The sequence below is a fragment of the Streptomyces sp. N50 genome (genome assembly GCF_033335955.1).
Classification (GTDB): Bacteria; Actinomycetota; Actinomycetes; order Streptomycetales; family Streptomycetaceae; genus Streptomyces.
Genome location: NZ_CP137550.1, coordinates 41113 through 54951, shown reverse-complemented (window position 1 = coordinate 54951; position 13839 = coordinate 41113). Strand labels below are relative to the sequence as shown.

13 protein-coding genes and 1 pseudogene are annotated in these 13839 nt (G+C 69.3%); 7 read left to right on the top strand and 7 right to left on the bottom strand.

Annotation, left to right across the window (positions count from 1 at the left end; translation table 11 throughout):
* Positions 1-27: 27 nt before the first annotated feature.
* Genes R2B38_RS44970 through R2B38_RS44955 form a run of 4 tightly spaced genes read right to left on the bottom strand, consistent with a single transcriptional unit; the run spans position 28 to position 3860 of the window.
* On the bottom strand, positions 28-1401 hold the full coding sequence (locus R2B38_RS44970) for an NAD-dependent succinate-semialdehyde dehydrogenase (RefSeq protein ID WP_318021991.1): 1374 nt from the start codon (positions 1399-1401) through the stop codon (positions 28-30).
* 34 nt (positions 1402-1435) lie between these two features.
* Positions 1436-2086, bottom strand: a complete 651-nt coding sequence (locus tag R2B38_RS44965) for an RraA family protein (protein ID WP_318021990.1) — start codon at positions 2084-2086, stop codon at positions 1436-1438.
* A complete protein-coding gene (locus R2B38_RS44960; RefSeq protein WP_318021989.1) occupies positions 2083-2502 on the bottom strand; it encodes a RidA family protein in 420 nt (139 codons plus the stop codon). The genes R2B38_RS44965 and R2B38_RS44960 overlap by 4 nt, the downstream gene beginning before the upstream one ends.
* Positions 2499-3860, bottom strand: a complete 1362-nt coding sequence (locus tag R2B38_RS44955; RefSeq protein WP_318021988.1) for an MFS transporter — start codon at positions 3858-3860, stop codon at positions 2499-2501. Before R2B38_RS44955 ends, R2B38_RS44960 begins: the two co-directional genes overlap by 4 nt.
* A 325-nt stretch (positions 3861-4185) precedes the next feature.
* On the opposite strand from R2B38_RS44955, the gene R2B38_RS44950 reads away from it, so the two are divergent.
* The 4 genes from R2B38_RS44950 to R2B38_RS44935 all read left to right on the top strand — a co-directional run bounded on the left by R2B38_RS44950 (position 4186) and on the right by R2B38_RS44935 (position 8931).
* Positions 4186-5865, top strand: a complete 1680-nt coding sequence (locus R2B38_RS44950) for a thiamine pyrophosphate-dependent enzyme (protein WP_318021987.1) — start codon at positions 4186-4188, stop codon at positions 5863-5865.
* 43 nt (positions 5866-5908) lie between these two features.
* Positions 5909-7159, top strand: a complete 1251-nt coding sequence (locus R2B38_RS44945) for a M20 family metallo-hydrolase (protein WP_318021986.1) — start codon at positions 5909-5911, stop codon at positions 7157-7159.
* Between the two features lie 301 nt (positions 7160-7460).
* The gene (locus R2B38_RS44940; protein WP_318021985.1) at positions 7461-7808 is read left to right on the top strand and encodes an amidase family protein; all 348 of its coding nucleotides are present in this window, start codon (positions 7461-7463) and stop codon (positions 7806-7808) included.
* Between the two features lie 682 nt (positions 7809-8490).
* On the top strand, positions 8491-8931 hold the full coding sequence (locus R2B38_RS44935; protein ID WP_318021984.1) for a hypothetical protein: 441 nt from the start codon (positions 8491-8493) through the stop codon (positions 8929-8931).
* 31 nt (positions 8932-8962) lie between these two features.
* Here the strand turns inward: R2B38_RS44935 and R2B38_RS44930 are convergent, their stop codons facing one another.
* Positions 8963-9289, bottom strand: coding sequence for a hypothetical protein (locus tag R2B38_RS44930; protein ID WP_318021983.1), 327 nt, complete (start codon positions 9287-9289; stop codon positions 8963-8965).
* 396 nt (positions 9290-9685) lie between these two features.
* Between R2B38_RS44930 and R2B38_RS44925 the strand changes: the two genes are divergently transcribed.
* The gene (locus tag R2B38_RS44925) at positions 9686-9820 is read left to right on the top strand and encodes a hypothetical protein (protein WP_318021982.1); all 135 of its coding nucleotides are present in this window, start codon (positions 9686-9688) and stop codon (positions 9818-9820) included.
* A gap of 397 nt (positions 9821-10217) precedes the next feature.
* Here R2B38_RS44925 and R2B38_RS44920 read toward each other — a convergent pair whose 3' ends face one another.
* Positions 10218-11426, bottom strand: a complete 1209-nt coding sequence (locus tag R2B38_RS44920; protein ID WP_318021981.1) for a serine hydrolase domain-containing protein — start codon at positions 11424-11426, stop codon at positions 10218-10220.
* Positions 11427-11920: 494 nt separating this feature from the next.
* On the opposite strand from R2B38_RS44920, the gene R2B38_RS44915 reads away from it, so the two are divergent.
* Positions 11921-12406: a nuclear transport factor 2 family protein gene (locus R2B38_RS44915; protein ID WP_318021980.1), complete on the top strand. Its 486-nt coding sequence runs from the start codon at positions 11921-11923 to the stop codon at positions 12404-12406.
* Between the two features lie 165 nt (positions 12407-12571).
* Positions 12572-12712 (top strand): annotated as a pseudogene (locus R2B38_RS44910) (IS5/IS1182 family transposase); the annotation flags it as partial.
* 237 nt (positions 12713-12949) lie between these two features.
* Here R2B38_RS44910 and R2B38_RS44905 read toward each other — a convergent pair.
* Positions 12950-13801, bottom strand: a complete 852-nt coding sequence (locus R2B38_RS44905; RefSeq protein WP_318021979.1) for an isocitrate lyase/PEP mutase family protein — start codon at positions 13799-13801, stop codon at positions 12950-12952.
* Positions 13802-13839: the final 38 nt, after the last annotated feature.

Sequence of the window (13839 nt, the reverse complement as noted above, 5' to 3'; positions counted from 1 at the left end):
GCTCCTTCCCGCCCGGCAGCAACGGGTTCAGCCCCGTACGCGGACGACCTTCCGGTTCACGAACTCGCTCATGCCGTACGCGCCCAGTTCCCGCCCCACGCCGGAGAGCTTGACCCCGCCGAAGGGAAGGTCCTCCTGGGTGCCGGAGGGGCCGTTGATCGAGACCATGCCGACGTCGAGCGCGTCGGCGACGACTTTCGCGGCGTCGAGGTCGCGGCCGAACACGACACTGCCCAGGCCGTACGGCGTGTCGTTGGCGAGGCGGATCGCCGTCGCGGTGTCGGGGACGCGGTGGACGACCGCGACCGGGCCGAAGATCTCCTCCCGGTACGCGCGCATGCCGGGCGTGACGCCGGAGAGGACGGTCGGTTCGACGAAGGCACCCTCGCGGGCGAGCCGCTTGCCGCCGGCCACCGCTGTCGCGCCCTTCTCCACCGCGTCGTCCACCTGCGCGATCACGGTCCGGGCGGCCTCATCGGAGGACAGGGGGCCGAAGGAGACGCCCTCGTCGGTGGGGTCCCCGACGGTCAGGCCCCGCACCGCGTCGGTGAAAGCGTCCAGGAAACGGTCGTAGACGGAGTCGACGACGATGAACCGTTTCGAGGCGGTGCACGCCTGGCCCGCGTTGCCCATCCGGCCCTCGACCGCCGCGCCGACGGCGGCCTCCAGGTCGGCGTCGGGCAGGACGACGAAGGGGTCGGAGCCGCCGAGTTCGAGGACGTACTTCTTGAGGTGGCGGCCCGCGACCTCGCCCACCGCACGCCCGGCGCGTTCCGAGCCCGTGAGCGACACGCCCTGGACCCGCGGGTCCGCGATGACGCGGGCGACCTGCTCGTTGGTGGCGTACACGTTGACGTACGCGCCGGTCGGCAGTCCGGCCGCCCGGATCATGTCCTCGATGGCCTGCGCCGACTCGGGGCAGTTGGGAGCGTGCTTGAGGATGATCGTGTTGCCGAGGACGAGGTTGGGCGCCGCGAAGCGGGCGACCTGGTAGTAGGGGTAGTTCCACGGCATGACGCCGAGGAGCACACCGAGCGGTTCGGAGCGTACGACCACGTCGTCGCCGCCGCGGATGTCGAGCCGTTGGTCCGCGGCGAAGTCGGGGCCGTGCTCGGCGTAGTACGCGAAGATCGCGGCCGACAGGTCCACCTCACCGAGTGCCTCGCGGGTGGTCTTGCCCATCTCGCGGGTGATGATCGCGGCCAGTTCCTCGCGTCGCTTCCCGAACTCCCGGGACACGGCGAGGACGAGTTCGGCGCGTTCCTTGACCGGGCGTCGTCGCCAGTCGGCGAACTCAGCTGCCGCCGCCTCGACCGCGCGGTCGACCGTGGCGTCGTCCGATGTCGGATACCGCCGCACGAGCCTGTTCGTGGCCGGGTCGACGATCTTGTATTCCGTCACGTGTGTCTTCTTTCCTTCGCGGAGCCAAGGTGGATCAGCCGAGGTGGAGGAGTGTCCGCAGGTCCTCGCCCGCCCGGATCCGTGCGAGGAGTTCCGGTTCGGCAGCGTCGGACAGTTCCGCCTGGTGCAGTACGGCGGCCAGTGCGGCCGGCGGCAGGGCGATGACGCCGTTGGCGTCGCCGAGGACGATGTCGCCCGGCGCTACACGGACACCGCCGATGTCCACGGGCACCTGGTGCCGCCCGCCTTCGCCGTCCAGCCGCTTGGTGGTAAGGCAACTGCTGCCTCGGGCGTGGACCGGCAGGCCGGAGTGCGGATTCGCGAGCGCGTCGACGTCGGTCACCACGCCGTCGACGAGGATGCCCGCGGCGCCACGCGCTCGCGCCGCCGCGACCGTGACGGCGCCGATCGGCGCGTGGGTGTGGTCGCCGCGCATGTCGACGACCAGCACCTCGCCGGGGCGCAGCGCGACGAGCGCGCGGTTGACCGCCGTGGCGTCCGGAGCGTCGAGGGCGAGCGTGGCGGCCGTACCGGCCATCCGACGCGGCTGCCCCAGCCGCCGTATCGCCGGATCGACGAAGCCGTCCTCCAGCAGGTGGCCGAGGGTGGGGAGGTCGACGTGCTGGAGGCGTTCCAGCAACTCGGCCTGTGCGAGGGCTGCTTGAGCCGGGGCCGTGACGTTCACCGCTCTCCCTCCGGCCTGACGGCCGCGACGCAGTCGATCTCCAGGGTCACGCCCCACAGGCCCACGCACACCGTCGTCCGCGCCGCCCGGCGGTCGGCGAAGTAGGTCTCGTAGACCTTGTTGTAGGGCGCGAGTTGGTCCGGTGAGCTGAGGTAGGTGTTGACCTTGACGACGTGGTCGAGGTCGGAGCCCGCCGCGTGGAGCACGGCTTCGAGGTTGCGCAGGGTCGCGTGGACGTCGTCCTCGAAGGTGCCGGTCGACTGTCCCGGGGCGGCCGGTATCTGGCCGGTGGTGAAGACGAAACCGCCGGCGGACGTCGCCTGGACATAGGGGCCTACGGCGGCCGGGACGTCCGGCGGTGAGTCGATGCGCGTGATCCCGCCGAGGCTCGTATCCGTGCTCGTACCGCTGCTCATGCGACGGCCCCGATCGGGCGGCCGGCGGACCGGGATGCCACGCCCGGCTCGTCGATGTCCCCGAACCGGGTCTCGGCGAGCAGGAACAGGGCCAGCAGGGACAGGGTCGCCGCGCCGAGGACGTACCAGGCGATCGAGGAGCTGTTCCCGGTGGCCGACAGGAGCCAGGCGGTGATGGCGGGTGTCGCGGCGGATCCCAGCAGGCCCGACAGCATGTAGGCGACGGAGAGGCCCGAGTAGCGCACGTGGGTGCCGAAGAGTTCGGCGAGGAAGGTCGCGATGGGGCCGTAGTTGGCGGAGAAGGCGAGCATCATCAGCGCGTAGGCAACGAAGACCAGGGGCGCCGATCCGGTGTCCAGCAGCCAGAAGAACGGGAAGGCGAGGACGGCCTCCGCCGCGATGCCCGCGTAGATGACGGGCTTGCGGCCGACCCGGTCGGACAGCCGCCCGAAGTACGGGATCGCCATGAAGGCGACGGCGCAGGACACCATCACCGCCCACAGCATCAGGTTCTTGGAGTGCCCGAGGTCGCCTGTCCCGTAGCTCACGCCGGAGGCCACCATGAGGGTGAAGGTCGAGCCCGTGGACAGGGTCGCGACACCGCCGAGCAGGACTTGGCGCCAGTACCGGCGCATCAGGGCGACGAACGGGATCTTCGCCTTGGCACCCTCGTCGCGGACGGCCTTGAAGGACGGCGTCTCCTCGATGTGGAGGCGGATGTACACACCGATGCCGACAAGGAGCGCCGAAGCGAGGAAGGGGATCCGCCAGCCCCACGAGTACAGCGCGTCGTCGCTCGTGGTGGACGCCACCAGCAGGAACGCCCCGTTGGCGAGCAGCGTCCCGATCGGAACGCCGATCTGGACCATGGACCCGAAGAACCCGCGCCGATCGGCCGGCGCGTGCTCGACGGTCATCAGTACGGCACCGCCCCACTCGCCGCCGAGCGCGAGGCCCTGGACCACGCGGAGGCCGAGCAGCAGCAGGGGCGCGGCCACGCCGAGAGTGCCGTAGCCGGGGACGAGGCCGATGGCGAAGGTGGCCACGCCCATCGCCGTCAGGGAGATCAGCAGCATGGACTTGCGGCCCAGACGGTCCCCGAAGTGACCGAAGAGCACGGCGCCCACCATGCGTGCCAGATAGGCGGAGGCGAAGGTCAGGAACGACAGGATCGTGCCGACGGCACCGTCGAACTCGGGGAAGAACACCTTGCCGAAGACCAGCGCGGAGGCGGTGCCGAAGAGGAACAGGTCGTACCACTCGACCGTGGTGCCGACCATGCTGGCGAGGGAGATCCTGCGCATCTTCGTCGCGTCGAGCCGGCTGTCGGGGGTCGGCGGGGAGGCGGGAGCGGTCATGGGGACTCCGGTCTGAGCAGAGGAAGCGGCTGGGTGCTGTGCGGGCGCCATCGGGTCGGCCCACCGTGCATCGCCCCCTTCACCGGCCACAAGGAGCAGAAGCACACCGCCACGGCCCGTCGACTGTGCAGATGACCAATGCGCCACGTCGCACCACGAAGACTGGATGAAAACTTCGTGTTACGGACCCGGTCCCCGCATCCACTCCTGTTCATCTGCACATCGCGGCGCCCGTATCCGGGGTCCTTTGCCCCGTGCCCGCGACCGCCTCCGAAAGCAACACTGACCGGGCACCCGCGGCCTCAAGAGAAGGAACACACCCCCGATGGCGAACGTCGCACCCGAGTCTCCCGAACCCTCCGAGCGCCTCCTGTCCGCCGGCCATCTGCTCGTCGCGCAGCTGGAGCGCGAAGGCGTACGGCGGGTGTACGGCGTTCCCGGCGAGTCCTTCCTGGACGTCCTCGACGGCCTGCACGACTCACCGATCTCCACCGTGGTGACCCGGCACGAGGGCGGCGCCGGCTTCATGGCACTGGCCGAGGGCAGGCTCACGGGGCTGCCCGGGGTCGCGATGGTCACCCGGGGTCCGGGTGCCGCGAACGCCTTCATCGCCGTCCACACCGCGTACCAGGACGCGACCCCGATGCTCCTCTTCGTCGGCCTGGTCCCGGTATCCGACCGGGGCCGCGAGTCCTTCCAGGAGTTCGACCTCACCGGGTGGTTCGGCAGCACGGCGAAGAAGGTCGTCATGCTGGATGACCCCACCTCGGCCGCCCGGGTCGTCGCGGAGAGCGTCCATGTGGCGCGGAGCGGTCGGCCGGGTCCCGTGGTGATCGGCCTTCCCGAGGACGTCCTCACCCTGCCTGTGGGTCCCTCCCGCTCGGTCGAGCCGCTCGCGGTGCCCCGCCCCCGCGCCGCCGAGGCCGAACTCAAGGAACTGGTACGGCGGTTCGAGCACGCCCGCCGTCCATTGATCGTCGTAGGAGGCGAGGGCTGGACCGCCGAGAGCGGCCAGGAACTCATGCGCTGGGCGACCCGCCACGCGATCCCCGTCCTCGCCGACTTCCGCGCCTACGACGCCGTCCCCCACGACCTCCAAGGCGCTGGCGCCTACGCCGGTTCACTCGGCTACGGCCGAGGCGACCACGCCGCCCGACTGCTCGACGAGGCCGACCTCACCGTCTTCCTCGGCGCCCCGCGCGGCGACGTCCTCAGCGACGGATACACCCGCGGCCTCGACTCGGAGACGGTGCTGGTCCTCCCCGGCGACGCGCAGGGCCACAGCGGCCGCATCGACCAGTTCGTCTCGGCCCACGCACCGTCCTTCGTCCTCGACCTGGTCACCACGCCCGCGTCACCGGACGCCGACATCGCATGGTTCAAGGCGGCCGGCGAGGCACACGCGCACTTCTCCACTCCCGCCCCCGAACCGACGACCCCGGACGACGACACCTACGTCGACCTCACCGCGGTCATGAGCGTGCTGCGCGAGGAACTCACCCCCGACACCGTCATCACCTACGGCGCCGGGAACCACGCCCTCTGGCCGGCCCGCCACCTTCCGCACCGCACCCCGGCCTCCCTCGTCGCCCCCCGCAACGGCGCCATGGGCATGGGCATACCGGCCGCCGTCGCCGCCTCCCTGGTCTTCCCCGGACGCGAGGTCGTGTCGGTCGCGGGCGACGGCTGCTTCCTGATGAACGGCCAGGAACTGGCCACCGCCGTGGGCCACGGCGCCGTCTTCGTCGCCCTGGTCGTCGACAACGGCTGCTACGCCACGATCCGCGAACACCAGGAGGGCGCCTACCCCGGCCGCCCGTCCGGTACCCGGCTCACCAACCCGGACTTCGCCGCATGGGCCCGCTCGTACGGCGCGTACGGCGAGACCGTGACCTCGCACCGCGACTTCCGCGAGGCGTTCCGCCGCGCCCGCGCGAGCGGACTCCCGGCCGTACTGCACCTGATCCAGGACCCCGCGGTCCGCGCACCGGCGACCGCCGCCTGAGCCCCCGACCCCCGCTTCCCGCAACCCCCGACAGGACGTGAACATGAGCACCCCCGACGCCACCCTCTTGAAGGACTTCGCGACCCTCTCCGCCTTCGGTGCCACCCGCGCCGGTGGAGTCGACCGCCAGGCCGCCACCGCCGCCGACGGAGAACAGCGCGCCTGGCTCCATCAGTGGCTGACCGCCCGCGGTGCCGAGGTCCGCTACGACGGAGTCGGCAACCAGTTCGGACTCTTCACCGCCACGCCCGGAGCCCCCTACGTCCTCACCGGCTCCCACCTGGACAGCCAGCCGCTGGGCGGCCGTTACGACGGGGCGTACGGCGTCCTGGCCTCGGCGCACGCCGCGCACCGGGCCGTGCGGCAGTACGGCGACTCGGACGCCGTACCGAAGTACAACGTGGCGGTGGTCAACTGGTTCAACGAGGAAGGCTCCCGCTTCAAGCCGAGCATGATGGGCAGCGCCGTGTTCACCGGGAAGCTGCCCGCCGACACCGCCCTCGCGACCACCGACCCCGCAGGCACCACCGTCGAGACCGCCCTGCGCGGGATCGGCACGATCGGCGACTACCCCGGACCGGACGTCGCCGCGTACGCCGAGATCCACATCGAGCAGGGCCGCGACCTGGAGAACAAGGGGCTCACCATCGGCCTGGTGGACGCCACTTGGGCGGCACGCAAGTACCAGGTCGTGGTGCGCGGCGAGCAGTCGCACACCGGGTCGACCGTCATGGCGGACCGACGCGACGCCCTGTTCGGCGCCTCGCTCCTCGTCGTCGCGGTACGTGAACTCGCCGAGCAGAGCACGGACTTGCCCCTGCACACCTCGGTCAGCGAGATGACCGTCGAGCCCAACTCCCCTGTGGTGGTGGCCCGCGAGGTACGCATGCACGTCGACCTGCGCTCGCCCGACGAAGCCCTCCTCGACGCGGCGGCCAAGAAGCTGGCCGAGTCGATCCCCGGCATCGAGGAACGCGCCTCGGTCTCCATCGAGCAGGTACAGACACACGGTTGGGGCGTGGCATCGTTCCCGGCGGCCGGCGTCGAACTCGCCGGCCGCGTCGCCGACGAGCTGGGCCTCAGCCACCAGACCATGATGACCATCGCGGGACACGACTCGGTCAACATGAAGGACGTAGCCCCCGCGATCATGCTGTTCGTGCCCAGCATCGAGGGAATCTCCCACAACGAGGGCGAGTCGACGCACGACCACGACATCAGCGCGGGCACCGACCTGCTGACCGAGGTGGTCCGCCGGCTCATGTCGGGTGCGCTGGACGGCGATCGCCCGTAACCCCTCGTGTGACGCCGTCAACCGCATTCGTCGCGATCTCCAGCAGGTTCCGCCACCCGGCTTCCACGCGTTCCTGCGGTATTCCGCGATGATGGACGAGGTGGTCGAGGAGAGCCGGGGCGAGGTAGGACAGCAGTGATTCGGTGAGCAGTTCCACGTCGCCCTCCGTGCCGGTCTCCCGCAGCAGGCCGGCGATATGGGCGCGGCGGACGCCGACGGACGGGCGGCGGGGTGGCGGCGAGGACGAGGTCCCGGTGCGTCAGCAGGTATCTGATGGTGGCCAAGCCGAAGGCGGGCACATGTGCTTCGACGCACCGGACGTCCGCGAGGCCCACCGCTTCTATTCCACGACCTTCAACGTCCGAGTCTCGCACTCTGCTTCCCAGACGTGCGCATCGCGGCCCCGACGCGTGATGAAGTGCTCGCTTCACGGTGGAGCTGTCTGGAGTTCCCGACCGACACGGTGATCGCATCCCAACTGTGGATGCCGTCGGTGAGCCTTCCCGCCGGATTCACCGACGAAGGCCTGCCCGTCGGGCTGGAACTCATGACACTGCCCTATCACGAGGCGGACCTGTTGAGTCTGGCCTACGGCGTGGAGCAGGCCACCCACGCGCGTCGACCGCCCGATCTTCCGGCCGTTGCCTGACAGCTCCTGTCCTTCGTAGCGTTCGCCGAGACGATCCCACGAGCCGTGTGCCGGGTCGGGTTTCCGGCGGAGCGCTGGACACTCTCCGTCGACGCCGCCTTCGCCGCGTTCCGGACCAACGTCCCCGCCCGTCAGCCGAGTTGCTCGGCCTACGACGCCGCACGGTGACTCAACACGACACGATGTGCTGGTCATGCCGACAGCCCCCTGCGCTGCCAAGGGGATCCCGTCGGCCGACCGCCTACACACAGCGTTGTCGAGGCCACCCGACCGACCTGATGATCACCGGCAGGCGCCTCGACGACGCCGCCGTGCTGCGCGTCGCGCACACCTACCAACAGGTGGTCGGCGGATTTCCGATGCCTCACGTCACCGGGGGCGGTTCATGGATCGATTCCGGAGCCGGACGACTCGGTACTGGCCGTCCGACTGGTGGCTGAGCGGGATGTCCTGGCCGGTGGTGTCGTGACCGATCTTGGTGGTCACGCCGAGCGTTCCGGGGTTCCTGCGCAGCCACTGGCCGACGGCCGCCTCGGCCCGGCCGCCCGCGTTGGCGTGCCGGTGGCCGGTCCGTGGAGTGGGCAGCCGAGAGATCTGGGCGTGGTGCCTGGTGCTGGCAGGTTGCCCCGTTCCTTGAGCACCTGGTGTGCGGGGTGGTGGCCGGGCAGGCTAGTTTGCTCGGGTGAGTCTCCTTGATGATGTGGCCGAGCGTGACGGCTGGCGCTGCTGGGTGTGTGACGAAGCGGTCGATCCCGACGAGTCGGTGAACGACCCGCGGGGGCCCAGCGTCGACAGTCGGACCGCCGACCGGAAGGCCAAGGTCGTCGAACGGCTCGCGCACCGTGGGTGCAACACCCGTAAGGGCGCGGTCAAGGTGGTCATCGCCTGGCCGGACCGCCTGTACGTGGTCGAACCCGCGCCGCTGATCACCGTTGCGGGGAGGCTGGAGCGCAAGGGAGGCCGCGAGATGGTCGGCCGTTGTCCGACCAGGCGGGACGCCCAAGAGGCGGCAGATTGGCTCGTGGACCGGTTCTCCCGACTTGTACCGGGGCTGCCGGTGACCGCCGACATCGAGGCGGGCGGCGGCCAGTTCCTCGTCATCTTGGCCACCGGTCGCCGCTGACCGCGGCGGCCGGAGTTGCGCTGGCTGGTCGTTAGCCGATCTTCTTCCAGGGCTTGCAGTCGGTGGTCTGGAAGGCTTTGTCAGCTGCGGCGATCTTGATGATGGCCGGGCCCTGGGCGTTGCCGTTGGCGATGATGGCGCTTCCCTCGCCGGTCGTGTCATTCAAGCGTGCCCAGTAGCAGCCGTACTTGTTCTTGCCCTCGCTGCGGTAGGTGCCGGCCTCGATGTCTTTGCCCACCAGGAAGGTTCCATCGCCGGGAATCCCTTCCTTGGGCGCGGCCTCCTGCTGCGGCCCGGCAGTGGCGCTGGGGGAAGTGGCACCCGACTGTACGGCTGCGCCCGTCGCGGTGGCGGTCACGGTCACCGTGGCGGAAGGAGAGTCCTTGCCCCCTCCAGACCCGACGATGCCGATCAGGACTCCCAACAGCAGTCCACCGAGAGCGACCGCGGTGTGAGTGATCCATCCGCGGAGGGATGAGGCACGGACGGCAGGGGACGGCGTGTGATCCGACGTCGGTCCCGGAGGCGGGCCTACGGGTCTGTTTCCGCTCATGTCCACAGAGTGCGCCTGCCTTCTTCGGGGTGCACGGCGGCACTTCTCAGTTGCCGGCGACGGCAACGGCCACAGGTGTCGGTGCACACGTCGAAGTGGCCCTGGGCAGATACGGGTGTACGCCGACAACAGGGCCCGGCGCGCGGCTAGCGCCGCGCGCGGCGAGCTGCATGGTCGGGGTACGGATACCGTCCTGCTTTGATGACCACCACCGACCCGATCACGGCCTTGGCTCTGGCCGTGGCGATGGTCGCTGCTGTTGCCGCTGTCGGATCCTGGAAGGCGGCGCGCGACTCCAACGATGCCGCAGCGCCCCTGTCTCGGATCGAGCAGTAGCCGGCTTCGCCGTCACCGAAACCCACGCTCCGGACTGACCACCCGCCGGTCAGGTTGCAGCGGCCCGCAAAGCTCCGGCCGTCAGCAGCGGCAACGGTCCGATGTCCTCGGCCACGAGGGCATCGGTGCCGCCTTGCTCACGGCCGATCACGCACAGAGCCTCGAACGCCTGGGCCCCAGACCGCGCAGGTCGGCAGACGACAGTACGATCTGTCCGCCGCTGGTGACCACATCCACGCGGACAGGTTGACCTTGGTCGACAACCCGTCTACCAGGAGCTTCGCCTGTTCACGGACACCACCCGCACGCCAACTCACCGCCCGATCACTCAAGTTGGAACCGCTCAGTCAAGCGTTTCACATCGTGATTCGGAGCGGCTCCCACGGAAACGCGCTGGTCAGTCGAAGATGGCGCAGTTGACCGCGTCCATCAGGGCCGCGCCGGTCTGGTGCGCCTGTTTGGTGAGAGTGGACGTGGCGAAGAAGAAAGCGGCGGTGCGTCGGCCGGTGGGGTCGGTGACGTTGTAGGTCGCGTAGCCCGGGACGATGCCGACGTGGTCCCAGACCGTGCCGCAGTCGGTCTTCGCCGTCTCGATGCCCAACCCGTAGCCGAGTTCGTCCGGGTCTCCCGGCCCGTTCTCCGGCACGGTGGTGCGCATCTCTGTCAGTTGGGCGGCGGGCAGCAGGCGGCCGGACATCAGCGCGCCGTAGAAACGGGACCAGTCACCGGCGGTGGACACGATCGCGGCATCCGCTCCGTCGGCCGTCACGTAGTCGCCGGTGACGTCCACGTGGTCGTCGTGCTGCGGTCCGGCGTAGTTCCTGAACTCGTCGGGGACGTCCGGTGGCATGTGGGCGGCGTCGGGTTCGTAGCCGTGAGCGTGCCGGTCGGGCCAGGCGGAGCCGGTGGCGTAGAAGGTGTGCCGCAGCCCCAGGGGCCGGGTGATCCGGTCGCGCACCAGCGCCGCCAGGTTCTTGCCGGTGGCCTTCTCCAGGACGGCGCCGATCGCGATGTAGTTGGTGTTGCTGTACGACCATGCGGTGCCGGGCTCGAACAGCGCCGGGTGTCTGCTCACCAGGCTAAGGATCTCCTTCGACGTCCATACGTGGGAGTCCCGGCCGGTGAGGGCCGGTGCGAGGGCGGGGTCCTCGGTGTAGTCGAACAGCCCACTGGTGTGGTTGAGCAGCATGCGCAGGGTGATCGCTCTGCCGTTGCGCACCTGGCCGGGCAGCCACTTGTCGACCGGGTCGGTGAGGGCGAGTCTGTGCTCAGCGACCAGTTGCAGGACGAGGGTGGCCATCGCCGTCTTGGTGTTGGACGCTTCTCGCACCTCGTCGTCCGCCGTGAGCCGATGGTCCTTCTTCGTCCAGGCGGCCTGCTCGGAGATCTCGATGGGCCTGCCGTGACCGTCGTCCACCCGCACGGTCACCCCGGGCACTCCTTCTTCCACCAGCTTCCGCGCCAACTCCCGCAGATGAGCGTGAGTCTCCGCAGTGCTGTCCTGTCGGACCACCGCGAGCGTCCGCGGGCCGACGGCCGCACTCTCGCGGACCGTGTTGGCACTCGACGGGGTCGCAGCGAGGGGCACGACGAGGGCCGCGGACACCGCGACTGTTGTTGCTACTGCGCGAAACCCCGTCAGTTGCGGGCGCTGTCGAACACGCACCTTCACACGCACTTCATGCTCCTTCGAGAATCCGGGAAGGCCGTCGGGCACTTCGGGGGACAGCGAGGAGAACACGGGACTCCGCCCGGCGAGTTGCCGCCCGGCCCTGGGGCGAAGCCGGCTGCGGCGGGCGTTGCACAGCCCTGGCGAATCCCTCGGAGGATAGCCGAAGGCGGGGGGAAAGAGATGAGTATCTGTTAGAGCGTCCGCCAGTAGGTCATCGGATGCGGAGGTGTGGGGTCGTATGTCCCATCGGTAGAGGGTTCGGGCCGGGTGGATCAGGCAGCGAACGGTGACGAAGACGCAGGCCAGGGCGATGACGAACTCGATCGTGGCTTTCCGTCGTTCGGCGCTGCGGCGGAGTTCGCCGAAGTTTGCATCGCAGTGATTGGCTGCGGTCTCGCGGGCCATCGATTCTCAGTAGCCTGCCCGGCATGACGATGCTGGGCAATTTCACGGCTCGCCTCGATCGGGTCGAGGCCGAGTTCGCACTGCGCCGCCTGGCCCACGACTACTGCGTGGGTGCCGATCATCGAGACCGTGTCCGCTGGGAGGCGATCTGGGCAACGGACGCCGCGTGGGAAACCGGCCCTGACCGGATATTCATCGGATTCGACGCTATCTGTGCCGCCGTGGAGCAGCAGTGGCGGACCTTCCCGATCATGCAACATGCCACCGCCAACCACACAGTGGACATCGACGGTGACAGCGCGACGGGGCGATCCGATGTCGTGGTCATGGCCCAGCTTCCCGACCGCCGATGGAGTCTTGGAGGAGGTACCTACGAAGACGAATACCGCCGCGAGGAAGGTATTTGGCGCATCGCACGGCGCCGGGTGACACATCCCTTCGATCTTGCACCCCTGCCGCCAAATGACGGACCGACTCACGTCGTCGGCTCTGATGAGCCCCACACGTAGAAGCCGTCTGCCGGCGGCATGCCGGTCGAGCACGTAGCTGACGCGCTCCCATGCCGGGCGCCCCCGCACCTCCGTGTCGGGGCGTCCGCCAGTACACGGGTGACGCGGTGCAGGCACGGTCCCCGATCATGGAGTTCTTACGCTTCATGATCTTTCGGGGCGTCCGTGCCTGCTGTTCCATCATGCTTGCTCAAGCCGGTTCGCGACCAGTTCCTGGCGCTTCTTCCTGACCGCGAGGACCGTCATCCGCTGGGCTGTCACTACCCACGGATTGCGGACGAGGTCGTCTTTGACCGCCTGGTGCAAAGCTGCTGCGCGCTGCACATCGACGAGCCGGGACCGGGCGGACGCGTCCTCGGCCACTACCACCACCGCATGAACACAGCCCCCGCCCCCTGAACGAGTCCAACACCCCGACGACGTGGCCGATGTGGCGCCGGCAGCCTCCGTTCTCTCTCCCCCCCCGGGAATCGGTATGACCGCGACCTTGTGCCGCGTTGCCGAGCCGGATCACCACCGGCCCGTCTCCGCGCCTCCGTGATGTCAGCCGTGGTGGGTGCCCAGCGTCCCCCGGAGGTTTCGGGTGAGCAGTTCGACGGACTGGGGGACGCCGACCGCGTCGTTCCCTCCTGCCGGGAGCCGCCCGTCCGTCGCCTTGAGGTCGGTCAGAGCCTTGTCCATCGCCTCGTGCGCGGCGAAAAGACAGGGGGTGCTGTAGATCGCCACGTCCACACCGAGTTCCGCCAACTCGCTCAGTGACAAACGGGGGGAGCGGCCGCCGGCGATCTGGTTGAACAGCAGGGGCTTGTCACCGATGGTGTCGCGGATCCGGCGGATCGCCTCGATGTCACGCACGCCGTCCACCAGCACCACATCGGCGTCGGTGGCGGCGAGTGCTTTGGCGCGCGTGAGGATCTCGGCGTCGTCGGTGGCGTCGGTCCGTGCGACCACTGTCAGCTCGGTCCTGCAGTCCAGCACCCGTTCGAGTTTGTCGAGGTACTCGTCGAGCGGCAGGAGTTGCTTTCCCGCCACGTGACCGCACCGGCGAGGGCGCTTCTGGTCCTCCAGGATCACCCCCGAGGCACCGGCCTGTTCCAGACGTCGTACGACATGACAGGCCACCTCCGGGTCGCCGTAGCCGTCGTCGATGTCCACCAGCAGGTGGTGTCGGGGGAAGGCCCAGCGGAGCCGTTCCGTGAAGGCCACGATGTCCGGCCACGCGATGAAGCCGATGTCCGGCAGACCGTAGTGGGACGCCGCGAACCCGAATCCCGAGACGAAGAAGCCGTCATAGTGCTGGGCCGCGATCGATGCCGAGTACATGTCGTACACGCCGATCAAAGGTGTGGTGCGGGCTGTGGCGATCGCGCTGCGCAGTGCGCTGCCGTGCGGCATTGAACAAGTCCTCTTGTTTCTGGCCAGGTTGGTGATGT